Genomic DNA, 24,370 nt, shown 5'->3' on the forward strand with positions numbered 1-24,370 from the left:
CCTTTCAGTTCTGCTCCGCCTTCAGCTCGAGAATCGCGTCGCGCAGCTCAGCCGCACGCTCGAACTGCAGGCTCTTCGCCGCTTCCTTCATCTCGACCTCCAGACGCTCGATGAGCGAAGCGCGATCCTTCTTCGACATCTTGGCATCCTTGTAGCCGGCCAAGTAGTCGGCCTTCTGCTCGGCTACCTTCGTCGCCTCGATCACGTCGCGCACTTTCTTCTGAATCGTCTGCGGCGTAATGCCATGTTTCTCGTTGTAGGCTTCCTGGATTTCGCGGCGGCGGTCCGTCTCGCGAATCGCCTTATCCATCGAATCGGTAATCTTGTCGCCGTACATGATGACATGCCCGCTCGAATTCCGCGCCGCCCGTCCGATCGTCTGAATCAGCGAGCGCTCGGCGCGCAGGAAGCCTTCCTTGTCCGCATCCAGGATCGCCACGAGCGATACCTCCGGCAGGTCGAGCCCTTCCCGCAGCAGGTTGATGCCGACGAGCACATGGAACACCCCGAGCCGCAGATCGCGCAGAATCAACATCCGCTCCAGCGTCTTGATGTCGGAGTGCATGTAGCGGACCTTGATGCCGATCTCCTTCAAGTAGTCGGTCAGATCCTCCGCCATCTTCTTCGTCAGCGTCGTGACGAGCACACGCTCATCCTTTCGGATGCGGTCGTTGATCTCGCCGATCAGATCGTCGATCTGCCCCTTCGTCGGGCGGACCTCGATATGCGGATCGACCAAGCCGGTCGGACGGATGATCTGCTGCACCATCGTCGGACAATGCTCCAGCTCGTACGGACCAGGCGTAGCGGACACATAGATGATCTGCTGCGTCTTCTCCTCGAACTCCTCGAACCGCAGCGGCCGGTTATCCAGCGCCGACGGCAGACGGAACCCGTGCTCCACAAGAATTTCCTTGCGCGCCCGGTCCCCGTTGTACATCCCGCGAATCTGCGGCAAAGTCACGTGAGACTCGTCGACAATCACGAGCAGGTCGTCCGGGAAATAGTCGAACAACGTATACGGAGTGGCCCCGCGCTCCCGGAACGTAAGCGGCCCCGAGTAGTTCTCGATGCCGGAGCAGAAGCCCATCTCCTGCATCATCTCGATGTCATAGCGGGTGCGCTGCTCCAGTCGCTGCGCCTCCAGCAGCTTGCCGTTCTCTCTCAGCTCGGCCAGTCGTTCTTCGAGCTCCCGCTCGATGTCCACAAGCGCCAGCTTCATCCGCTCCTCGTGCGTCACGAAGTGAGACGCCGGGAAAATCGCGACATGGTCGCGCTCGCCCAAGATCTCGCCGGTCAGCACATTGATCTCCGTGATCCGCTCGATCTCGTCCCCGAACAGCTCGACGCGAATGGCCGATTCGCCCCGCGAAGCCGGGAAAATCTCGATCACGTCGCCCCGCACTCGGAACGTCCCGCGCACGAAGTTCAGATCGTTGCGCTTGTATTGAATATCTACCAGCATATGCAGAATCTGATTGCGCGGCCGCTCCATCCCGACCCGCAGCGACAAGACGAGATCGCGGTATTCCTCCGGCGAACCCAGGCCGTATATGCAAGATACGCTCGCTACGATAATGACGTCCCGGCGCTCGAACAGCGAGCTCGTGGCCGAGTGGCGAAGCTTATCGATCTCTTCATTGATGCTGGAATCTTTCTCGATGTAGGTGTCGCTGGAGGCGATGTAAGCCTCCGGCTGGTAGTAGTCGTAGTAACTGACGAAGTAAGAGACGGCGTTATTGGGGAAAAATTCCTGAAACTCGCTGCACAGCTGGGCGGCCAGTGTCTTGTTATGCGCAATGACCAGCGTCGGCCGGTTCAGCTTGTTGATCACTTGGGCGGCGGTAAACGTCTTCCCCGTACCCGTCGCGCCGAGCAGCGTCTGATGCCGCTTGCCCTCACGCACGCCTTGCACAAGCGCTTCGATCGCTTGCGGCTGATCGCCTTGCGGTGTATATTCAGAGATCAATTCGAACGACTTCGGACTGAACACAATTTCGTTGTTATTGTTATTCACTTGGGATTCAACGCTCCTGCCCTATAAAAGTACATGCCTGCGAATGTTTGTTCCCATCCCTCATTATACACCTTTTAAAGCTGGATTTGCAAACAGGTTAGAAAAGGAAAAGAGGGCGACGAATACCGCTTCGTCCCCTCCATACAACTCCGTTAAACCGTCTCTCCAGCCGTCGGCACGCTAGGATGCGGGCGGGATCGAGCGCCTTTCCAAGGCCGCTTCCATAGCCCGAGCAAGCTGCTCTCCTTGGCCGACACATAGTATCTCGCACTTTCATCCGGACAAAGAATGACGCCCAGCTGATGGTGATCGCCCATGAACAACGCCCGGTTCACGAACTTGCTGTGTCCCTCCAGATTGAGCACCTCCAGCTTGCAATAGGCCGGATTGATGCTCAGCGCCTGGTACAGCTCGATGCGGGTGCGGACCGGCGTCCCGTTCACCTTGACGATAATCTCGCCCGCTTCCAGCCCCATATCGGCCGCAGGCCCGTTCGGCAGCACCGCCAGAATCGTTAGCCCGGCCGGGCCGTGCACGAATCTGGGCATCTCCTGCGCTTCCTCCCGCCGACCCAGCCACACTACCGCTTCATGAAGCGCGATGACGCCGAAGGAAGCGAGCGCGATCAGCGGCTGCTGCCACTCCGCCAACAAAGCCAGCCCTAGCACGACTACTCCGTACACAGCCAGGCGAATGGCGCTCCCGGCCGCTTTGGCCCCGGGCAGGCGCGACATCGTCGATTCCGCATACCCGAGCATCGCCGGGAACGCGATGAACCCCCAGCCGGCCGTCCATAGCGCGTCTCCCAACAACGGCGTCCAAGGCAGCTCCACTGTCGCCCCGCCCGACGCCATTGGCACGAGCAGGAACAGCGGCACCGGCCAAAATTGTTGCAACCGATAGCTGCCCACCATACGCCCGCGCTTGTTCTCGACGAAGAGCGGCATCGCCATCCGGCTGCCCTGCCAGCGGACGAGGAACGCTTCAATCAAGTGCAGGACGGCGGCCAAGGCGATCAGCGACGGCATCGGCAGCCCCTCCAACGACCCTAGCAGCCTCGGCCATAGAGAGCCTTCCGCCACCGACGGTCCCAGCAGCGTCGCCAGCTCGTTCAGCAACCCCAACACACCGACCGCATACGCCATGCAGAGAAACCGGAGGCGCAGCAGCGCCAGCACGATCGTAGTTCCCCATAGCCACAGCACGGCGGCAGGCGTGAGCGAAGCGCCGACGAAAGCCATGACCACCGAACCGAGAAAGCCGGCAATGATGCCCCCGAGCAAGGTCCGCCAAGTCGTATCCAGCAGGAAATGCAGCCTTGTCGAGAACAGCTTCCGTTCCAGCTGAATCTGTTTATGATATTGAAACGCTACGAACAAAATCCCGATCAAATAAAACGGCTGGACCAAGCTTTGCACGAAAGCGTCCAGCAAACGATCCAATATGTCGAGCGTTAATTCCATATGTAATCTCCTCGTTCTCTACCAGCATCACAAAAAAAAGGAAAGAAGGCCGATTCACTCGAACCTTCTCTCCTCTTTCGACACGCCGACGGCAATATCCTGCACCACCGCGCAATTATCCAACGTTTCCCTCCGATTACTTGGCCGCAGCGCCACTCACATAATTCACAGCCGACTTCAGCTGCAAATCATTCTTCGGGTTGCGAATTTCTTTGGACACCGCTTCCTCCAGCTTCACCGCCGTCTTCTCGTCCACTTCTCCGGTAACCGGCAAATTGTTCAACCGTTGGAACGCCTTGACCGCCGTCACCGTCTGTTCGTTGAAGTAGCCGTCCGTACGGCCCGGAGCTTGCCCGATACCTACCAGCATCGTCTGAAGATTTTTCACGTCGTCGCCGGTCATATCCAGCCTGAGCACCGTTTTCTTGGACAGCGGAGCGACCTTGAAGTAAGCCGGCTGCTCTACCGCGATGTCCGGGGCGATGCCTTTCTTATGAATCCAATCGCCGTTCGGCGTCAGCCATTTCATGATCGTCATCTTGATGTTGCTGCCGTCGCCCAGCTCTTTGTCGAACGTCACCTGAACCGTACCCTTGCCGTAAGTCTTCTCGCCTACCAGCTTGGCTCCGCCCATCTGCTGAAGCGCTCCGGCCATAATTTCCGACGCGCTGGCGCTGCCGTTGTTGATAAGCACCGCTACGGGATATTTTTTGCCTGTGCCTTTGACCGACAGTGTCGATTGCTTCTGCCCATCGCGATCCTCCACCTGCACGATCGGCTTGCCCTGTGGAACGAACGGTTCCGACATCTCGATGACCGCCGGGAACAGCCCCCCCGGATTGCTGCGCACGTCGATGACTAGACCTTTCATCCCTTGATCCTCCAACTGCTTGAGCGCTTCCTTGAACTTCTGCGCGGTATGCGAGACGTATTCGCGAATTTCGATTTTGCCGATCTGCCCTTCGAGCATCTCCGAGTATATCGTCTCGACCGGGATATCGTCCCGCACGACGATCACTTCAATCGAATCCATGCCGCTGCGCATAATTCCCAATTTCGCCTGCGAGCCTTTGGGACCGCGAATTTTGCTCACCGCTTCGGTCAACGTCAGCCCGTCCAGCTTCTCCCCATTCACCGATAAAATCAGGTCGTTCGGCAAAATGCCCGCTTTCTCCGCCGGAGAGCCTTTAATTGGAGACACCACCTTCACCCGGCCGTCCTCCAGCGACACTTCCGCGCCGATCCCCTGGAACGTCGAGTTCAGCACATCCTGGAATTGACCGGCTTCCTTCGGATCCATGTAAGTGGAATACGGATCGTTCAGCGCATCCAGCATGCCGTTGACCGCCCCGTCGATGAGCTTGCCCCGGTCGATCTGCGTCAAATAATTGTCCTGTATCAGATGATACGCCGTCGACAGCTTCTTGAGCTCCGCCGCCGTGAACTCGCCCGGCTTCGCCGTCGAGCCGTTCGAAACGCCCGATTCTCCGCTCGCCAAACTGGAGGGCCTCACGATGGTCAATGTCAAGATGCTGCTCGCAAACATCCCTAACAGCAGAAATGCAACAAATACGACTAAATTGCGGCCTCTCAAAAACATTCGGTTCGCACCGCCCTTCACACCCGTCTTCTATTCCGAGGAACGCTCCTATTGTATGACAGGCCTGTACCATTTATGAGTCCGACCCGTTTGCCCCACAGAACTATTCTACCATAGCTGCAGCAAAACGCGAGAATGGCTCCCGCGCTTCGCTTGTATGGCTTTTTTATCGGCCCACATATGGACCCGGATTGACCGGATTGTTGTTCAACCGCACTTCGAAGTGCAAGTGGTTCCCCGTCGAACGCCCGGTGGACCCGACTTCCGCGATTTTCTGTCCGCGCTTCACGGAGTCTCCTTCCTCCACGACAATGCCGCCGTTGCGGATATGGCCGTACCAAGTTTGGAGATTGCCGCCGTGATCGATAACGACTGTATTGCCGTATCCGTTCGTATAGCGGGCGATAATGACGATGCCTTCTTCCGCCGCCTGGATCGCGGTGCCGGCTGGAGCCGGGATGTCGAAGCCGGTATGGTTGGCGTCCGCTTTGTTGATCGGATCGATCCGATAGCCGAAGCCCGACGACAGCGTTGTGCGTCCCGGCAAAGGCCAGTTCAGCTTGCCGCCGCTATAGGTCAGCTTGGCTTTGTTCTCCTCCAGCTTGCGATAGAGCGCTGCATTTTCTTGCGCCAGCTTGTTGACCGCCGCCAGCTGCGACTCGCTGATCTCCTCGAACGATTTCTCCTTGCTGCTCAGGCTTGCGATCAGCACTTCTTTTTCTTTCTCCTTGGCGACCAGGGTGTTCTTCATCACCTCGGCCTGTGTGGCCAAGTCCTGTACCTGCGCCAGCTGCGTCTCCACCTGCACCTTTTTATCGGCTACGACCTGACGGTCTCTCTTATTGGATTCGAGAATTTCCTTGTCCTGTCCGACGATGGACTTCAGAGCTTGGTAGCGATCCAGAAAATCGCTGAAGCTCGTCGAATCAAGCAGCACCTCGATGTAGGATACGAAGCCGTTCGTGTACATGAGCCGCAGGCGCGACTTCATCAGATTATCCCGGGCGACCACCCGCTCCTCGGCTTCCGTCAGCTGCTTGTTCGTTTCCTTGAGCTCGCCGATCACTTGCTCCTTCTGCGTGTTGAGGGCGGTCATTTGATCGTTCTGCGCTTCAATCTGCGTCAAGAGCTCTTGCATGTTTTTCGTTTCCTGGACTTTCTGGTTGGCGATATCCTTCTTCTGCTTCTCTGCGTCCTGCTGCTGCTTGGCGGCGTCGGCCGCTCTCTTCTCGTTCGCCTTAATCTGTGCGTTAATCTCAGCGTCTGTCAAGGCGTAGCCCGTATTCGGGACGGTGACCAGCAAAGCGATGCCGGCCGCCAGGATGAGGGACAGTGTCGTTCTTTTCAAAACCGTTCGATTCCTCCTTCTAACCTTACGTGGTACGTGATTTTAGACCCGCAAAAATTTACGAACGGAAAGCAAGCTTCCCCAAATGCCGATCAGAATGCCGATGCCCAGCAGCAAGCCGATAACCGGCCACATCAAATCTTGCAGTGTGATGAGCTTTACCAGCATCAGCCCGAGCTCGAGCTTCGTGTAGTTGTAGAGCTGCATATAGCCGTAGAGCAGGATCCCGACCGGGATCATCGATCCGACTAGCCCCAGCAAGCCGCCTTCAATGAAGAAGGGCCAGCGGATAAAGCCGTTCGTCGCGCCGACCAGCTTCATGATGCCGATTTCCTTGCGGCGGGCGTGGATCGTGATCTTGATGGTGTTGGAAATAAGGAACATTGCCGTGAAGGCCAGCAGCGCTACGAATAGGAGACCAACGTTGCGGACGATCGCCGTGATTTTGAACAGCGTCTCGACGGTGCCTTTGCCATAGCTGATCTTGTAGATCGGCGGCGGGTTTTTGCCGGTATTGATCTGGCTGATCTGAGCGGCGACTTGGCTGACCATGTGCGGGTCGCTCACTTCGACCGTGTACGAGTCATTGAGCGGGTTGTTCGTGCCGTCGAAGCCTTCGAGCAGCGATTGGCCGTCCTGGCCGAGCTTTTCCCGCAAAATACCCAGGCCGTCCTCCTTGGAGACAAATGTCACTTTGCCTACCTCCGGAATGGCGGCGATCTGCGCTCGCACAGCTGTGATCTGCGCCTCCGGCGTGTTGACTTCCAAGTAGACGCGAACTTCGACTTGGCTCTCGATCTGCGTCGCCAGGAAATTCACGTTCAGCGCCAGGATGAGGAAAACGCCGAGAATGAAGAGCGAGATGGAAATGGCCGCTACGGAAGCAAAGGTCATCCAGCCGTTGCGGATGATGTTGCGGGTGCCTTCCCGGGTATGGCGGACGAAGGTTCTAATCTTCATAGCCGTACTCCCCTCTAGCCTCGTCCCGCGCGATCAGTCCTTTTTCTACGGCCAGTACCCGCTTGCGCATTGTGTTGACGATTTCCCGGTTGTGCGTAGCCATGACGATTGTGGCACCCCGGAAATTGATTTCTTCCAGCAGCTTCATGATGTCCCAGGACGTCTCGGGATCGAGGTTCCCGGTAGGCTCGTCCGCGATGATGACCGACGGATTGTTCACGATCGCTCTCGCAATCGCCACCCGCTGCTGCTCGCCGCCGGACAGTTGGCCCGGGTAGGAGGCCAGCTTGTTTTTGAGCCGCACCAGCTCGAGCACATCCTGCGTCCGTTTCTTGATCAGCTTCTTCGGCGCTTCGACCACTTCCATCGCGAAGGCGACATTTTCGTACACCGTCAGCTTGGGAAGCAGTTTGTAGTCTTGGAAAATGACGCCGATGTTGCGTCTCACGTACGGAATTTTGCGCTGCTTCAGCCTCTCCAGGTTAAAGCCGTTCACGAAGATGTGGCCTTTGGTCGGCCGCTCCTCGCGATATATCAATTTCATGAAAGTGGACTTTCCGGCACCGGAAGGGCCTACCACATAAACGAATTCATTCGGATCAATCTTCACGCTGATGCCTCTCAGCGCGTGCGTGCCGTCCGGATACGTCTTCCAGACGTCCTGCATTTCAATCATTCCATCACGTCCTTCGCAAACCCCGCCAACCAAGGGACATTGTTGCTTTTTTGGTGCTCGCGGAAGAGAAACTGTGAGGCCGCAAGTAGCTGCATCCTAACCGTACCCTAGCCCTGTTGAGCCTTTCCCGTGACCGAAACTCGTCCGAGAAGCCTATACACCTGCGTCATTGGAAATAGTTAGCTACTAAGAGTTCGACACGAAATCCGCAAATCCTCTATGTTCTGGTTAAATTCAACACATTGTTGCATTCGGGTGCAAGATATTGCAGGATTTGATGCATTTCGCTCGGATTGGCGGCCGGATAGCGAATGATCGGGAAATTTGTGGGGAAATAGTTGGACGACCTGGCGCATATAGATGGGAGTGTGGTTGTGTACGAGCGTGGGGCGGTTGATGGGGATAGGGATGGGGTAGGGATGATCGGGGAGCCGGGCGTTAGTTTGGTCAGAGGTACGGAAAGAGCGAGTGTCAGGGTAGTAGATGAAGGTTGGTGTTTGGCGGACAATAGGTTCGCTATTCAGGGCGTTTTGGGCGATTCCTTCAATTTGGCGGACATAGGGTACCTTATTTGGCGAAATGGCGGGGTTTTGGCGAGGTTTAGGAGGCAATAAAGGCTCCTGTGTCCGCAAAGATTTGGGTGGGGGGTCGATTCGAGGCAGGTTGGTTACTTGTCGGTTAGTGCTGAGCGATACGAAGCGGGCGGTACAATAGGAGGCGCGGTGCAGATGCGGTACTGGCAGGGAGGCGGGAACATGCGGTGGTCCTGGCGGAGCGTGAATCGGGTTTTGATTATTTGTATTGTAGTCTGGGGCTCGGCGTTTGGGGCGTTGGCAGCGTATGCGTGGCGAGATTCGTTCCCCGCCGGGCTGGTGTGGGGCGACTGGCAGCTCGGCGGGATGCGCGAGGAGGCGTTCCGCGCGGAGCTCGACCGCCGGGTGCAAGCGTTGCTCGCAAACCGCGTGCGGTTCGAGCTGCCCGCCGGTGGGAGCACCGACGCAGTCGGCAGTGCGAGCGCGGCGGGCAGCGACAGCAGCCCGATGGCAACGGCTGGCGCACGTGGAGCCGTCAGCAGTGCAAGCGCGGCGGGTAATGCTCTGGCGACAGGCGTGGGTGGAGCTAACGCAGCAGGCAGCAGCGGTAGCCCGGTGGCAACGGCCAGCACACGTGGAGCGGCGGTCAATGCGCAAGCGGGCGGCAGTACAACGGGCGGGACGCTGCCGACGCAAAGCGCGAGCAACGCGCAAGCGGGCAGCGGCTCAGCCAGCCGCGCTCTACCCGCGGCGAGCACCACGCGCGGCGACGCGCAGGCCATCGCGCAAGGCGCGGCGGGCACGTTCAGCCTAGCGGAGCTAGGGCTGAGCGTGGACGCGTCGCGCCTCGAGGCGGCCGCCGAGCGGCTCTTCCGCGGCTCGCTGCTGGGGCGCGCCCGCGCGCGCTGGAGCCTGCGGCATGCCAGCGTGCCGCTCGAGCTGCTCATCGACCGCATCGCCGCGCTGCGCGCCGTCGGCACGCTCTGGCCGCAGCTGCTGCAAGCGCACCCGCTGGACGCCCGCCGAGTCATCACCCCCGACGACCGGGTCGGCTACGTCCCCGGGCGCGCGGCCGACCAGATCGACGCCGACGCGCTCATCCTGGGGCTCGGCCAAGCGGCCGAGGAGCGCTTCGGCGCTTTGCCGACCGGCCCGTCCGGACACGGCAACCCGGAGCTGATCACCGCATCCGCGCCCGCATCGGCATCGACATCGGCCGCCCTTCGGCCGAAGCCGCTCGCCAACAGCAACGAACCGATCGTCCTGCTAGTCCCGATCACCACGATCCAGCCGACCGTAACCGTGGACACCTTGCGCGCCGAAGGCATCGACCGCAAAATCGCCGAATTCACCACCTTCTTCCCGATCAGCGGCGAAGGACGCAAGCACAACATCCGCTCCACCGCGCAGACGGTTCACGACATGGTGCTCAAACCGAATGAGGAGTTCGACTACAACCGCATCATCCGCCAGACCGAAAAACAGTTCGGCTACAAAGAGGCGCCCGTCATCCTGAACGGCAAGCTCGTCCCGGGCGTCGGAGGCGGCATCTGCCAAGTGTCCACGACGCTCTACAACGCCGTGCTCCGCGCCGGGCTGCAGATCACCGAGCGCCGTAACCACTCCTTGCCCGTCAGCTACATACCGCTCGGGCAGGATGCAACGTTCGCCGACGGCTGGATCAACTTTCGCTTCCGCAACAACACCGGCAGCCACCTGCTCATCCGTACCGACGTGACCGAAACCGGCATCACCGTCAAGCTGTTTGGTCGTATGCCGGACACGATGACCTACGAAATCTTTTCCAACACCCTGGAAACGATCGCCCCACCCGTCAAAGTCGTCGTCAATCCGACGCTCGCCCCCGGTCAGGAAAGTCTGATTCAAGAAGGCAAGCCGGGCTACATCGTCGAGACGTATCGCATCCGCAAGCGTAACGGCGTTGAAGAAGCGCGCGAACTAATCTCGAAGGATACCTACCAAGCCCAGCCTACCCTTGTCGCCCGCAACAAAACGAACGAAGACCCAGCCAAACCGCCGGCCAAACCTACCCCCGTCCCCGAGAAGCGAATTTTGCTCGAAGACGGCGTCAGCGGGCCTACGTTCAAATCTTTCCAATAATTCCGCAGACTTGATTCGGCCTATCTTCATTCTCTACTATTATAGCTTCTTCAGCCTGCCCAGCCCTGCCTGACCTCCTTGGATCATCATCCCGACCTCACTGTTCCAGCTTAATACCTGCATACCAAGCTCCTGGCATTCAAGTAACAACGCTGTATCGGATGTAATAATACCCGTCCATCGTTGCTTTGAACGCGATGCTTCCACTATTGTTTGAATGGCGGCTTTCATCCGGGGATGGCCATATTGATTGATGATGTCCATATCCTGTGACAGGTCATTGGGCCCGACAATGAGGCCATCCAAGCCAGCTACATCCAGTATTTCACTTATATGCTCAAGCCCCTGCAAGGACTCAATTTGCCCCAAAACCACTATATCGGCATTCGCTTGATCCATATACGTGCGCAAATCGTCTACATGGTAGCCTGTATGGGCACGGGTTGTGGATACACCACGGCTACCCAGCGGCGCATATTTGCAATGCTTAATCACCGTTTGAACATCCTCGGCCTGAGAAACCATAGGCACCAGCAATCCGGCGGCCCCCATCTCCACATACTTCAATATCGGCTCTCTTCCGGTACCGGGTATTCTGACAAGGATCGGTAAATCGGCGCCTTTAGCCGCTGCAATAATATTTGCAACCATGTAATAATCGAAATAACCATGCTCACAATCCACTATGAGATAGTCAAAGCCCACCTTTTTAAGCATATACACGATATTGGGGGTGTGCAGCTCGACAAGCATCGTACCATATATACACGCTCCTTCTGCAAGCTTTTGCCTCAAATCGACCATTCGCAAATTTCCCTCGCCCCGTCCCTTTATTTTAATCTGTCGTCCTGCCCGGCAAAGCTTGCTTTTATTACCGTTCGCGTCTCATTGAAGTCGCTGCAGCGACCTGAACATAACAACGCCAGACGCAGTAATCCCATCAACGATTCATCGGGAATCGGAGACATGACACCTGGAGTCCTGGCCAATTGAACAATTCTTTCTATTAAAGGCTTGTTTTTATACGACACGCCTCCTGAAAAAATCAATCGCTCCACCTTACCCCCATCCGGGCAGAGAACTTCCATCAGCTTCATATAAACCTCGGCCATATTCTCAAAGGCTGCATGAAAAAGGGAGCCTACACGCAGGTTAGCTCCAGTAATCCCATGGATTCCTCCAGCTTCTACACCACGCTGTTGTTTATAAAAACCTACCTCTACCTCCAAATCCCCTAAAACTTCGATTCCTTCCCTATCCTGATCTTGCATCCTTTTTTCAGACGTCATGAACTGTTGGACAGCCGGAAGTACTTGTGCCCAAATTTGTTCGCTGCTAAGCTCTCGACCGAATACCGTTCGTCCCACATCTTCAATAAATTCGATCAGGACATCCAAATTACGCCCACCCGGAATACGGGTGACGGTCTGGAGAACCTCGCCCTTAAAATACGGTCTGATCTCATAGGCACCCGTCCTTGGCTCGTTACTGATTCGCGTCATGATGCCGGCCGTTCCAATCGTTAGCACAATTTCGTTGTAGCTTACCGCCATACTTCCGAGCACAGACGCCTGGTGGTCGCCTATATCCGGAAAAACGGGGATCGGTCCTTTATCGGATGCGTAGTACCCGCACGGCTCCGTCTCACCTTTGAATTCGGGGAACTTCAACGTGCCGCCGCCAGCAGCTTCAATGATCGCATGATTCCACGCTCCAGCGCCAATATCGGCGAATCCGGTAGCAGCAGCGTTGGTCAAATGGCAGGCATGCCGCCCGGTGAGACAATGAATGAGATAAGAGCCTAAGGTATGGAACATCACGGTGGCGCCATCCGGCAGCGTATGCGTCCGCAACCACTGAAATAAATTGCAGAGTGCAAGCCCCGGCTTGAGATCAAGCCCTGTCCGCCGTAGGTCGGCAGGCTTAATCAACTCTCGCAAGACCTCCATGTAACTCGCGCTACCGTCTGGCAACATTTCCAAGCAACGTTCATCCTGCCAAGGGATATAGGGGGTAATGGGTCGGCCTTGGCCATCTGTGAGCAAAAATCCTTGCATCTGGGTGGCTATCAGTATGCCTTCGACAGTCAGCTTCTTCCGTAGATACGATTGAATCAGTTGCATAACGGTATCGATAATGGAATCGGCATCGATTTCATAATAAGCGTTCTTCGGATTAGGTAATTTTCCAGGTGCAGGAAGCTTTGTCACCATCGAGATTTCGTGCCGATCCACATCCAACAGGGCTGATTTAATAAAGCTGCTGCCTATATCCAAAGCGATGTAGGCCATCGCCGCACCTCCGGGCAAATGATGATAAATGAATACCTCTGGATGAAACTAGAATCACCTGCACGGTTATCCTTTCACAGAACCTAAAAGCAATCCTTTGGCAAAATATTTTTGCAGAAAAGGATAGAGGATTAATAACGGCAGTGCTGTAATGACAATTGCAGCCATCTTGACCGGCGGCCCATATTCGAACCCGCCCAAATCAACGGCTAACGAAGAATCGGATTGTTGGATAAGCATCTGTCGCAAGAAAACCTGAAGCGGCCATCTCGATGAATCATTAATATATAAAATGGCAAGAAAGAACGTATTCCAGTTGTGCACCATGTAAAAAAGCGTGAAGGTCGCAATAGCTGGTGCAGATAGAGGAAGGACAATATTCCACAAAATCCTCCACTCCGAGCAGCCATCTATACGCGCCGACTCCTCCAGCTCCTCGGGAATGTTCTGAAAGAAGCTGCGCATGACAATCAGGTAAAAGGGAGAGATCGCTCCTACCAGCCATAATGACCAGTAAGAATTAATCAGCCCCAGCTTCGAAACAACCAAGTAGGTGGGAATCATTCCTCCGCTGAATAACATCGTGAACACGACTAGAAAATTGAATATGCCTCGTCCTTTCAACCATTTCTTAGACAAGCCATAGGCAGTGAGACAGGTTAGAACCATATTAACCAATGTGCCCATTATGGTAATAAAGATCGCATTTTTGAAAGCGGTCGTGAAGCTTTTGTAGCTCAGCAAATACCCGTACGCATTCCAAGATATCTCATTGGGCCATAGGTAAAACCCACGGGTCATCGACTCGTGATTGCTTGAGAATGAATTGGCCAAAATGTACCATAAAGGCAGTATAATCGCACATGTAAACATAATTAACAGGCTATACACAAGGATCACAAATATAAAATCATTCCGGGCAGAGGGTTGTAGCCACATCTTTAGAATACGCCTTCCCTCCCCACTTTTTTGGCCATGCCGTTGGCTGCAACAACGAGTAGCAACCCAACAAACGATTTGAACAGTCCTATTGCTGTACTATAGCTGAATTGACCGGTTTGAATACCAACTCGATAGATATAAGTGTCGAATACATCGGAAGCTGCCAGATTCGCAGGGTTTTGCATCAGAAAGATGTGTTCGAATCCGATTTCAAGTATATCGCCCAACCGAAGAATAAACAGCAGAACAATGGTCGTGGTCAATGCAGGCAAGCTTATATGAAGCAGTTGCTTCATCCGGTTCGCTCCGTCCATGATGGCTGCTTCGTAGAGTGAAGGATCTACAGATGCGAGTACGGCAATGAAAATAATGGCACTCCAACCGCTTTCTTTCCATATATTTTGCATTAAATACACCCAGGGGAAAGAATCCGCGCTAACCAGAAAATTCCATCGATCCAACCCCAAGGAGTTGAGCAAGACATTGATAGTCCCTCCAGATGGCGCAAATAAGACAACGGTTACACTGACTACGACAACCCACGATACAAAATGCGGCACATAAACAATCGTCTGAATCGTTCTGGCTATCCAGCCCTTTCGAATTTCATTGATGAATAATGCCAGTACAATCGGAGCTGGAAAATATAAAAATAAATTGATGGCGCTCAGCTTTAATGTATTGGTAAACAATCTATAAAAATCGGTATCGCTAAATAAACGTTGAAAATGCTCTAATCCTACCCATGGACTTTTCATGATCCCTTGGAACAAGTTATACTCCTGGAAAGCCACAACAAGCCCCATCATAGGGATGTATCTGAATAGAAGGAAAAACAGCATTCCGGGAAGAATCATTACATACAAGGGCATGCTGCGAATGTACGCTTTTATATGAATCACCATCTCTCATATCCGAGGCAGGGCCATTTCAGGCGACCTGCCTCTCACTCTTCACCATTTACGCCCTATTTCTTGGAGGCCAGATAATCTGCATTGATCTCTTGAATAATCTGGTCTCCGCCGTTTTTCTTCCATTCGCTGACTGCCTTATCAATTTCGCTGGCTGGCAGTTCACCTAGAATGACTTTGACCATCGACTCGTTCCACTTGTTTTTCAAATTGATGCCGTTCTTAATGTACGTTTCGGATATTAATCCGAAAGCAACGTCCCGGTAGGCATATTTTTCATTTTCACGATATAGTTTAAGCATCTTGTCTATATATTCGGGACTTTCCCATCTCGGCGAATTCTGATAAATGTCATCCTTGGGATGAAAGAAGACACGATATAAAAGAAATGGCCGTTCACTGTCAAATGCCGGAAGCGGTGCGAAAGTATCGCCTTTCTTCTCGTAATGTATGCCTTCGATTCCATGCTTCATCAGATCCATGCCCTCGTCAGATGACATATATTCTAGTAGCTGTAAGATCCGATGCTGTTTTTTGGCGTCGATTTTCGAATTGATAACGATTTTACTGCCGCCCATCTGCGTCAGCTGCCCTTGTTTGCCGTCCGCTCCTTTTGGAGGGGCAATCGGAACGCTAAGACCGTTGATTTTTTTCATTTTTTCCACATCCGTATAGTAAATACCGGATGCGCTTGTTACGGTCATTCCTACAGTACCGCTGAGATACTTGGCGTTGATATCCGAACTTTTGTTAAGGATAAAATCCGTATCCAGTACGCCTTCCGTATAAGCTTTGTTCATAAAACCAAGAAATGCCTTCAGCTCTTCTGTCTGAACCTCTATCGGAATCAATTTGCCGTCCTTCTCTTTCCAGCCCTCAGCCAATCCGAAAGCTGCCGTCAAGTGCTGGAGCGTATCAAGAAAACCTCCCGTCTTACTGACCGCTGTCGTAAATCCGAAAGTATCCTTTTTGCCGTTGCCATCCGGGTCGTTAAGCGCGAAGGCTTTGGCCACCTGATAGAATTCATCGATGGTAGTCGGCGCTTTTAGCTTCAGCTTGTCCAGCCAGTCTTGGCGAATGGCCAGAGACTCTCTTCCCGGTTGGAGATAGTAAGCAAGACCATAAATTTTCCCTGCCGGATTTAGCAGTTGAAGTTGATAAGGGTCTTGTTTCTTGAACAAACCGGGATATTGATCCTTAAACGGACTTAATTCCAGGAATACGCCATTTTGTTGCCATTTTCTAAAGCTGTTTCTATCATTAATAAAATAGACATCGGGAAATTGACCGGATGCGGCAAGCACGTTCAACTTTTCTCCGTATACATCGGACGGTACCCATTGAATTTGCAAATCGATGTTCAGCTTTTCATTTAATTTCTTGATGACCGGATGCTCGTTGTCAGGCCATCCTCCTCCGCTAAACGAGACGGTCGTCATGTTGATCGTCAGCTTCTCGTTCGTTTCCCCTCCGACCTGACTTTCCTGTTTTTTTCCTCCTGAACATCCTGTTGCAACCACAACCGACAGGATAACGCATACCATCCACAACAGTGTCTTTTTCAACTTTTAGCCCCCTCATTCTTATCCATGAATGTATTGCTTCTACAGCATATCAGGGCAGCAGCTGCTTTTCCTTGCACAGATTGACGATTCCCTACCCAATACGACGAAAAGGAATCTTGATGGAAACGACGGTTCCTTTTCCCGGAAATGAAGCGATATGAAGACCAAATTCCGTTCCGTACTTCAATACCAGACGGGCATGAACATTGGCAATCCCAAGCGAATTCCCGACCTCATACCGGCTGCCGTCTGCAATTTGCTCCAGCATGGCATTGATCTCGGACAGCCGTCTTTCTTCAATGCCAGGTCCATTGTCCGCAACTTCAATGTAAAGCATATCGCCTTCATTGTAGGCGCTAATAATAACGGTAGCATCGCCTTCTTGAGGTTCAACCGCATATTTCACCGCATTTTCTACGATCGGCTGCAAGATGAGCTTTATGCATTTACAATTCAAATATTTTTCATTTACATAGATTTCACTTCGGAAAAAAACAGGAAAACGAATTTGGATAATTTCTAAATACTGAAAGACATGGGCGATTTCTTCTGTTAACAGCACTTCATCCGTAGAAAATCGAGCATTGTACCTGTATATTTCGCCGAGGTTGCGGGAGATGGTTTCTATTTTCTGATTCTTGTCCAAATAAGCTATGCTTCGTATGATTTCGAGTGTATTATACAAAAGATGCGGATTGGTTTGGTTTTGCAGCGCCCGAATCATGGCTTCTCTTTGCTCCAGCTCCGTTTGCATATTTTTGATCTGCAAATCATAGACGGTATTAATCATGTTCTCTAATTGCTCCACCATTTGATTAAAGCTTTGCGTCAACAACCAGAATTCGTCCTTGGAACCGGGTATGCGCACACGGGACCGAAAGTCCCCGTCTGCCACCTTTCTCATCGATCGCACTAATTCGGATACGGGACGGAAAAATAAATTCGTGAGCATCGGGACCAGCACCAATGTACCGATAATCATCGAGACCAACACCACTAGCACAACAAACTTGGCTGTCTGCAACCCCCGGTTTACTTCTGCGACAGGAACGGCCGACAAGATCCGCCAGCCTTGGACGGATGAAGGGATGACCGTAACCAGCCACTGCTCATCTTTCCAATACTGAATCTCGGTTCCCTTTGTATAATTCAAATCCAGATCCTTCATCCGTGTCTGCGATATGGGTTGCCCCAGCATACTCTTCGAGGTATCGTAAATAATCGAACCATCCTCGGAGAGTATCACAAAGAACCCGTTTTTCCCTAAATGGGCACCCTTAAACGCTTTTTCAATTTCATTCAGCCTGATATCGACAATAAAGTGTCCAATGACTTTAATCGTATCGATATCATGAACGGGTAGAACAAGAGAAACCACAAATTGATTCAAGCTATTCTGATACTGCACTTTATGGGTTGGCAGTACCTCCAGCTTGTCCGTCAGTTTTTGCGTATACCAGGGTTCTTTCATAAACACGGACGATGTAGAGATTCCGATTGAAGTCACCAGATTCTTTTCTTCGGACAATAGGAACATACCCGCAATTTCCGGGAAGTAGTTGGACATGATCATGCCCATCAGCTTATCCAGTTGAATTAACTCCTGCGAATTCGCGGATTTCTGACGCAAAAATTGTTGAACCTCGGGCGTTCTGAAGAAACTGTATGTGGACTGAGCCAAATACCGAAAATACAAATCCATGTGATTGTTCAAACGGTCAGAAGTCTGTCTGGAGAATTGAAACGTTTCTGTTTTGATTGCCCCGCTGAAATAGTATTGCGAGAAAATAAACATGGTCACGAGCGTGATCAGATTAAGCGAAAAAAAAGCGATCATCATCTTCTGTTTGATCGAGATGTTTAGCTTCCTATCCATCATTTTAGCCCCAGGCTTTTCCGGTATTCATTCGGCGTTTTTCCGGACAAGCTCTTAAAGGTTCGATTAAAGTAAGGAATGGATGAAAAACCTGTCATCTCGGCGACATCATAAACCTTGATATCGGGCTCCAATAACAGTTTCTTGGCATTGGCAATTCGCGTGTTATTCAAATAGTTGATTAAAGAAACCCCTGTATGCTGTTTGATTAGAAAACGAAAATAGGAGGGGCTTAAATGAGTCATGGCAGCCATTTTGTTCAAGGTGATATTATGCATATAGTTATTGTGAATGTATTCACACGCTTTTTGTATTTCCGCTTTCACGCTTTGGTTGGTTGAAGCGCTTTGCTGCAGCCATCGCTCGGCTAGTGCCTGGAAGTGTTCACGAACGGATGAATCATCCAAGGGGTCAAATTGCGGAAGAACGTTGGAATTCTCATCTGCATGAAACAGATCCATCCACTTTCTGGCATAAAGCTTCAACAAACCGCACCGATGAGGAGTATAAGCTCCTTTTAGCCTCATGAGGCCATTTAGAATTTTTTGCATTTCCTTAACCAGCTCAGCGGATTCCAGCATCAGGCATGCATCCATGAAATGCTGGATTTTTATGCAATGCTCGTGAATTTCTTTGAAGGAATGATAATGGTCAGCCGCCCTCTTGAGCGCCATATGCAATTGTTTTTCTGAAAGCGGTTTCAATAAATATTCCAATGCCCCGAAATGCATCGCCTCTCGAGCATATTCAAATTGATCATGTCCGCTCAATATGATGGAAGCGATAGGAAGCTTGTGGTTATCGATGGTTTGAAGCAGCCATAATCCATCTCTGTTCGGCATCATAATGTCGGTGATCAGGATGTGCGGCCAGGTTTCCGTCATCTGCATATAGGCTTCCTCACCGTTTCCCGCCTCCCCTAGCACCCGGTAATTCCCCTCCGCATTCTCCACCATTTCCACAATCGCGCTGCGAATCCAGGGCTCGTCCTCGGCTATGAATACATCAAACATGCACATCAATCCCCTTTAATGAATTTACCGCTGACTGCTATTACAGTAGCTATCATAGCTCTGAGTATTCCCAACATCAACCCTTTTTCTCCATCCCCCACTCCCATAAAAAATCCCTCCCAGGTTTACATTGAGGGGTTTATTCCTTCGTGTCTACTTAAGAGGGATACGATCCAATATGGAATTTCGTGTCTTATCGTTCAATGAGATCCCCTGAACATGGTCAACCTCCCTTATGAATGGATGATGCTATTCAATCGCTCCAACGTTTCGGTATTGGAAGTTACCTTGCCGTCTGCACCGATCTGAATCAGACCAATATTCCTGAATGTGGACGATCGATAATCCTGCATTTCGTATAACAGCACTCCCGCAACAGCCTCATCCTGCTCTATTGCATGGAAAAATTCATCGGTTATATCATTGCCCTGGTGGATATAGGCATGAACCCAGACTGGCTTCCCTTGCTCTCTGGCACGTTGTTTGATTTCGTCAGCCAGCATCTGATTATACGATCCCCTGAAAGCATTTTTGATCGTTACTTCATCACTGCAATCCATCAGACGTTTCCAATCCACGATAATCTTCGGCGTTGTCCAATGACTATAAGCTCTGCTGTCCTCCGTTTGATAAAAATCGTGAAAATGCATCTGCAGTTTCTTGCCTTTGTCATGTATAAGCTGGGAGGCTTGCTCCACAAACTGGGCGAAGAAATCGCCGCGAATTCTCATAAGCTCAAGCGGGTCGGCTTGCTCGGTGTAAATATTAACCCCATGCTTTCTACGGTATTCCTCGGCAATAGGCTCATTGTAGCCAAAATCCATATCATTGCTAATTTGGCCGGAATGGTTCTGCAGACGAATATCAATACCATCAAAGCCCATGGCAAGCAGCTTGTTTACATGCTCCAACCAATACTCACGTACCTCCGGATACGCTTCACAATGGGTGCCCTTCATATATTGGAACTTGCCTCTGGCCAGACCGTACACCCTGGAAGACTGCCACCCTGCATTTGACAGGATGCCTGGACCATATTTGTCGAATTCAAAGCCATCCTTACGGAAGTCGCTGCCTGGAATGACATTAACTAAATTGGCCAATTCGCCGACAGTGGCGAATGTCTGGAGGAACCATTGATCCCTTTCCGGTATTTGCTCGGTTTGTTTGTCCGCTTCGGTTGCTCGGTTCCGCACATAACCTGAGCTCGTACTTGGTATTTCCTCTCCATTCTCCGCCCACATTTGGATCATCGAGAAAGGAATCGTGACCAAATGCTGCTCATCCGCATCAAGCGTGACCGCCACATAAGGGACATCGGAAGGAATATGCAGCTTGGAGATCGTCACCTGCCGGCAACGGCTTTCCCCTTCATAGACAGGCTGCCTGTTGGCATCAAGGATTCGCTCCTGCCTTAGTTGCTCTTCAATGACGTATTCGCCCTCATAAGGCTCATACGACCCATTATCATAGCTGGTCCATATTTTAATTCGCTCCTTGAGCGGGTGAGTCTCAAGGGTTTCATCCGACTTGACGGCAGACATCCGGTCCACATACCTGAGATGAGCCTCGCTTGGCGGTCCGAACCAACCGGGATCGATCTCCACTTGATCCAGCATAAAGCTAAGCGTGATGGTTGCGATTGTCCGGGAGATTTTGGCTTCATAATCAGGAATAGGCTTGCTTTTCACCCTGAATTCAGGATGCTCGGACAATAACGCATCAAGGCCTTGTCTTTCTCCGCCTATACAACTGACCCCACGTTCTTTCAGCAACATGGTTTTGCCATGAGGGATCGTGTAGCAGCCCCCGCCTTCATAAGGCTTCATGATCGCAAAGATTTCCATCCCTCTTTTATGAGCTTCATATGCATAGGCAAAATTGGCATCTTTTACAGTCAAGATCGATTGCAGCGCATATTGCCCCGCTGCATAAAGCGGATTCACGACATCAAGCAACGGTACAGTTAACATCGGATAACCGGGAGGTGTCGCAACAACATACACCCGCTTGAAGCCCAGCCCTTGCAGAAGATCCAATTCGTCTCCAATTGTATTCAGCGTATAGCGGCCTAGGCACAGCTGGGGAAAAATATCGATTACAGGCGAAATTGGCTTTGTGAACTTTCTCTTTGGCATGATAGGCTCCTTCTATTTGGATATCGGTGCATGATCATCTGCATCCGCAGACGTTGCATGGGCGCATGATTCAGGAATTGCGTGGTGCTGCTCGGAAGGCGGGTGTTTACGGCCTGCTGGAGAATTGGGATATCTCCCTTATCTGGGAATCGGGTGTGGCGATATTTTTGCAAGAGTCAAGTTAATCATAGGGTTCATGTAAACGATATTTCTTTTTCAACATTCAGCCCCCTCTTTCTTCTCTATGAATGCATTGCTTTTATAGAATATCAGGACAGCCGCTGCTATTCTTTGCACAGATTGACGATTCCTTACCCAATACGACGAAAAGGAATCTTGAGGGAAACAACGGTTCCTTTTCCCGGAAATGAAAGTCAGAATGTCGCCCGATCCACTTGCCGTTACTTACGTTACGGTTCGGCGTATCGCTCTAACGGCGAAATTTCTTCTTCATGCGGAACGGCCTTCCTTCGGGCCAACCTTCACCGAGAGGGTATCTAATTGACCAAGCGACAATAATCGCCTTGTGATCGCCTTACTTGTTCAAAACATCCCTCCCCCTACTTTTTATATGTCACCATCATATATTCCAATCAATGCTGTTCCCAAACGAAAGCAAAAAAGAGTCAAGAAATAAAACTCTTGACCCTTTCCTAACAATTCTTACACATTAACACCCAAGATCCTCAACTGTTCATTGATCTTCTCCTCAAGATCAGCGATTTCTTGCTTGTCCTGCTCTAATAGCTTCAACACTCCATCCAGGTCGATGGTTTGCTCTTCTTCGGATGTATCCACGTATCGAGGAATGTTTAAGTTGAACTCGTTTTCTTTGATTTCTTCAAGCGATGCTACGTGAGCATATTTATTTACATCCACACGATTTCGGTAAGTTTCAATAATCTTGTTGATGTTGTTATCTGCAAGTTTATTTTGATTTTTACCTTTCTCAAATTCGTTGCTTGCATCGATAAACAAGATATCTTTTGTTTTGCGATTTTTCTTAAATACGAGAATCGTAGTCGGGATGCTTACACCGTAAAACAAGTTGGCAGGCAGCCCTATAACGGTATCAAGGTAGTTCTTCTCAATGATGGTTTGGCGAATCGCACCTTCTGCTGCACCACGGAACAACACACCGTGCGGCAATACAATCGCCATAGTTCCCGTATCATTCAGATGATACAAGCTGTGTAAAATAAATGCATAATCTGCCTTGGTTCTTGGAGCGAGTTTACCGTATTCGCCAAAACGCGGATCTTTCAGTTTTGTTTCGCCGTTGTCCCAATGAGCAGAATAAGGAGGGTTCGCAACCACCGCGTCAAAAGAGCGTGGGTGATCCATTCCTTTTGCATCCGGTCCATCAGGCCAATCGCTTTCAAGTGTGTCGGCATTAGACAGCGTCATGTTGTTAAATGATACGCCGTGCATCATCAGGTTCATACGAGCTAAGTTGTATGTTGTCGTATTCTTTTCTTGACCAAAGAATTTAATCGCCCCTGGCTTATCTCCACCATGCAGTTCCCCTTGAACGGTTAACAGCAGTGATCCCGATCCACAAGTCGGGTCATACACCGCAAAAGTCTTATCCGATTCTTCTACACCATTCGTTACGATTTTTGCCAAAATGATAGAAACTTCATGCGGCGTGTAGAACTCTCCGCCTTTTTTACCTGCACTTGCTGCAAACTGACCGATTAGATATTCATAGATCGCGCCAAGAATATCTTTGCCATCTTCACCTTTGTAATCAATACCATCAACAAGCTTTACAATCCGGTTAAGTGATTTTGCACGTTCATTCGTCGAAGAACCGAGACGTGAATCACCCAAGTTGATATCGTTAAACACGCCGCGGAAATCTTTCGCGGCCTCTTTGTTTAATTCAGCGTTCTTATTGAAATTATCAAAAATCGTTTGATAATCACTTGGAATCACCATACTATTCTCGATTTTTTCGACTAAAGATCCCCATGTATCAAGCGGTGCAATGGCGTAACCTAGGCTAGAAGAAATGTCTTCCAAGTAGTCATTCAAATCGTCACCATTTGCTTGTTCTAAAAAGGCTTTATTGATCGATTCTCCGACGGCAACATCAATAACATTATTATCAACTAAATAGCGTTCTTGATGTTCGGACAGATAACGATAGAACATAAAGGCTAAGATGTAGTTCTTATATTCTGCGGCATCCATATTTCCTCGAAGCTCATTTGCCATCGCCCACAGTTTTGTTGTAATGATTTGTAGATTATTACTCATGTTGATATTGTCCTCCTAAATATGCAATCGCCAAATTTACTACTCATTTTTGAGATTTTCCGTCTTATATACGCTGTAACCCTCATAATGATAGCTTGCGTCGATGCCCTTCATGTAAACTTCACGGTCATTGATCTTATCGGTAAGCGCTGCTTTAAGGAGAACCTTGATTTCAACGTCCTTAATGGGGCTTCTTTCCATGGCAAGTAGATAATCTTCCTTATCAACCTTGCTCCAATCTACAACTTGCTTTATTTCTTTTTTCAATAGGGTGTCAAGCCATATTCTTGTGCTTCTTCCGTTTCCTTCTCTGAAGGGATGAGCCACATTCATCTCGACATACTTTTCTATGATTTCATCAAAGTTTGATTGCGGCATTTTTGCGATATTATCAAGTGCAACCTCAAGGTACATAACGGGTACGAATCGAAATCCGCCCTTTGCTATGTTTACATCACGTATTTTTCCCGCGAAGTCATAAATCTCTCCGAACAGACACTTATGAATTTCGGATAATGCCTTAAATGTTCCGACTTCGAATGTATCCAGCAAACCCGATTCAAACATTTCAAGAGCTTTTTTCTTGCCGAATTTTTCCTCAACATGAGCAAGCTCCGAAGAATCGGTAATCCCTAATTTGTTTTCTAAAGTCAT

General features: G+C 51.0%; 17 protein-coding genes. 1 reads left to right on the plus strand and 16 read right to left on the minus strand.

Annotation, left to right across the window (positions count from 1 at the left end):
• Nucleotides 1-4: 4 nt before the first annotated feature.
• The 6 genes from uvrB to ftsE all read right to left on the minus strand — a co-directional run bounded on the left by uvrB (nucleotide 5) and on the right by ftsE (nucleotide 8,064).
• Nucleotides 5-2,017: an excinuclease ABC subunit UvrB gene (uvrB, locus tag PKO02S_RS06425; protein WP_127580278.1), complete on the minus strand. Its 2,013-nt coding sequence runs from the start codon at nucleotides 2,015-2,017 to the stop codon at nucleotides 5-7.
• Between the two features lie 152 nt (nucleotides 2,018-2,169).
• The gene (locus PKO02S_RS06430; protein ID WP_127580279.1) at nucleotides 2,170-3,480 is read right to left on the minus strand and encodes a PDZ domain-containing protein; all 1,311 of its coding nucleotides are present in this window, start codon (nucleotides 3,478-3,480) and stop codon (nucleotides 2,170-2,172) included.
• Nucleotides 3,481-3,616: 136 nt separating this feature from the next.
• Nucleotides 3,617-5,080, minus strand: a complete 1,464-nt coding sequence (locus PKO02S_RS06435) for a S41 family peptidase (protein ID WP_127580280.1) — start codon at nucleotides 5,078-5,080, stop codon at nucleotides 3,617-3,619.
• Nucleotides 5,081-5,246: 166 nt separating this feature from the next.
• Nucleotides 5,247-6,428 carry a murein hydrolase activator EnvC family protein gene (locus PKO02S_RS06440; protein WP_127580281.1) on the minus strand — a complete coding sequence of 394 codons (1,182 nt, stop codon included), beginning with the start codon at nucleotides 6,426-6,428 and terminating at the stop codon, nucleotides 5,247-5,249.
• 42 nt (nucleotides 6,429-6,470) lie between these two features.
• The gene (ftsX, locus tag PKO02S_RS06445) at nucleotides 6,471-7,388 is read right to left on the minus strand and encodes a permease-like cell division protein FtsX (protein ID WP_127580282.1); all 918 of its coding nucleotides are present in this window, start codon (nucleotides 7,386-7,388) and stop codon (nucleotides 6,471-6,473) included.
• On the minus strand, nucleotides 7,378-8,064 hold the full coding sequence (gene ftsE, locus PKO02S_RS06450) for a cell division ATP-binding protein FtsE (RefSeq protein WP_127580283.1): 687 nt from the start codon (nucleotides 8,062-8,064) through the stop codon (nucleotides 7,378-7,380). Before ftsE ends, ftsX begins: the two co-directional genes overlap by 11 nt.
• Nucleotides 8,065-8,819: 755 nt before the next feature.
• Here ftsE and PKO02S_RS06455 point away from each other — a divergent pair.
• Nucleotides 8,820-10,718: a VanW family protein gene (locus tag PKO02S_RS06455; protein ID WP_246066860.1), complete on the plus strand. Its 1,899-nt coding sequence runs from the start codon at nucleotides 8,820-8,822 to the stop codon at nucleotides 10,716-10,718.
• Between the two features lie 39 nt (nucleotides 10,719-10,757).
• On the opposite strand, the gene PKO02S_RS06460 is transcribed toward PKO02S_RS06455, so the two are convergent.
• From PKO02S_RS06460 to fic, 10 genes are all read right to left on the minus strand, one after another.
• Nucleotides 10,758-11,522, minus strand: a complete 765-nt coding sequence (locus PKO02S_RS06460) for an HpcH/HpaI aldolase family protein (protein WP_127580284.1) — start codon at nucleotides 11,520-11,522, stop codon at nucleotides 10,758-10,760.
• A gap of 26 nt (nucleotides 11,523-11,548) precedes the next feature.
• Nucleotides 11,549-13,009, minus strand: coding sequence for a sedoheptulokinase (locus PKO02S_RS06465; RefSeq protein ID WP_127580285.1), 1,461 nt, complete (start codon nucleotides 13,007-13,009; stop codon nucleotides 11,549-11,551).
• A gap of 66 nt (nucleotides 13,010-13,075) precedes the next feature.
• Nucleotides 13,076-13,753: a carbohydrate ABC transporter permease gene (locus tag PKO02S_RS06470; protein ID WP_307720010.1), complete on the minus strand. Its 678-nt coding sequence runs from the start codon at nucleotides 13,751-13,753 to the stop codon at nucleotides 13,076-13,078.
• Nucleotides 13,754-13,950: 197 nt separating this feature from the next.
• Nucleotides 13,951-14,856: an ABC transporter permease gene (locus PKO02S_RS06475; protein ID WP_127580287.1), complete on the minus strand. Its 906-nt coding sequence runs from the start codon at nucleotides 14,854-14,856 to the stop codon at nucleotides 13,951-13,953.
• Nucleotides 14,857-14,918: 62 nt separating this feature from the next.
• The gene (locus PKO02S_RS06480) at nucleotides 14,919-16,427 is read right to left on the minus strand and encodes an extracellular solute-binding protein (RefSeq protein ID WP_127580288.1); all 1,509 of its coding nucleotides are present in this window, start codon (nucleotides 16,425-16,427) and stop codon (nucleotides 14,919-14,921) included.
• A 91-nt stretch (nucleotides 16,428-16,518) separates the two neighbouring features.
• Nucleotides 16,519-18,303 carry a cache domain-containing sensor histidine kinase gene (locus PKO02S_RS06485; RefSeq protein ID WP_164821324.1) on the minus strand — a complete coding sequence of 595 codons (1,785 nt, stop codon included), beginning with the start codon at nucleotides 18,301-18,303 and terminating at the stop codon, nucleotides 16,519-16,521.
• A complete protein-coding gene (locus PKO02S_RS06490; protein ID WP_164821325.1) occupies nucleotides 18,303-19,316 on the minus strand; it encodes a response regulator transcription factor in 1,014 nt (337 codons plus the stop codon). Before PKO02S_RS06490 ends, PKO02S_RS06485 begins: the two co-directional genes overlap by 1 nt.
• Nucleotides 19,317-19,549: 233 nt before the next feature.
• Nucleotides 19,550-21,454 carry a hypothetical protein gene (locus tag PKO02S_RS06495; RefSeq protein ID WP_127580291.1) on the minus strand — a complete coding sequence of 635 codons (1,905 nt, stop codon included), beginning with the start codon at nucleotides 21,452-21,454 and terminating at the stop codon, nucleotides 19,550-19,552.
• A gap of 663 nt (nucleotides 21,455-22,117) precedes the next feature.
• A complete protein-coding gene (locus tag PKO02S_RS06500) occupies nucleotides 22,118-23,716 on the minus strand; it encodes a type I restriction-modification system subunit M (protein ID WP_127580292.1) in 1,599 nt (532 codons plus the stop codon).
• A 39-nt stretch (nucleotides 23,717-23,755) separates the two neighbouring features.
• Complete coding sequence (gene fic / locus PKO02S_RS06505; protein ID WP_127580293.1) at nucleotides 23,756-24,370, minus strand: protein adenylyltransferase Fic; 615 nt, start codon at nucleotides 24,368-24,370, stop codon at nucleotides 23,756-23,758.

Source organism: Paenibacillus koleovorans NBRC 103111, assembly GCF_004000845.1.
GTDB lineage: Bacteria > Bacillota > Bacilli > Paenibacillales > NBRC-103111 > Paenibacillus_AA > Paenibacillus_AA koleovorans.

Bases quoted from the DNA above. Each gene is read 5' to 3' on its own strand.
- PKO02S_RS06430 (WP_127580279.1), bottom strand. From the start codon at position 3,480: ATGGAATTAACGCTCGACATATTGGATCGTTTGCTGGACGCTTTCGTG.
- PKO02S_RS06435 (WP_127580280.1), bottom strand. From the start codon at position 5,080: ATGTTTTTGAGAGGCCGCAATTTAGTCGTATTTGTTGCATTTCTGCTG.
- ftsX (WP_127580282.1), bottom strand. From the start codon at position 7,388: ATGAAGATTAGAACCTTCGTCCGCCATACCCGGGAAGGCACCCGCAAC.
- ftsE (WP_127580283.1), bottom strand. From the start codon at position 8,064: ATGATTGAAATGCAGGACGTCTGGAAGACGTATCCGGACGGCACGCAC.
- PKO02S_RS06455 (WP_246066860.1), top strand. From the start codon at position 8,820: ATGCGGTGGTCCTGGCGGAGCGTGAATCGGGTTTTGATTATTTGTATT.
- PKO02S_RS06460 (WP_127580284.1), bottom strand. From the start codon at position 11,522: ATGGTCGATTTGAGGCAAAAGCTTGCAGAAGGAGCGTGTATATATGGT.
- PKO02S_RS06465 (WP_127580285.1), bottom strand. From the start codon at position 13,009: ATGGCCTACATCGCTTTGGATATAGGCAGCAGCTTTATTAAATCAGCC.
- PKO02S_RS06475 (WP_127580287.1), bottom strand. From the start codon at position 14,856: ATGGTGATTCATATAAAAGCGTACATTCGCAGCATGCCCTTGTATGTA.
- PKO02S_RS06485 (WP_164821324.1), bottom strand. From the start codon at position 18,303: ATGGATAGGAAGCTAAACATCTCGATCAAACAGAAGATGATGATCGCT.
- PKO02S_RS06490 (WP_164821325.1), bottom strand. From the start codon at position 19,316: ATGTTTGATGTATTCATAGCCGAGGACGAGCCCTGGATTCGCAGCGCG.
- PKO02S_RS06495 (WP_127580291.1), bottom strand. From the start codon at position 21,454: ATGCCAAAGAGAAAGTTCACAAAGCCAATTTCGCCTGTAATCGATATT.
- PKO02S_RS06500 (WP_127580292.1), bottom strand. From the start codon at position 23,716: ATGAGTAATAATCTACAAATCATTACAACAAAACTGTGGGCGATGGCA.
- fic (WP_127580293.1), bottom strand. From the start codon at position 24,370: ATGACTTTAGAAAACAAATTAGGGATTACCGATTCTTCGGAGCTTGCT.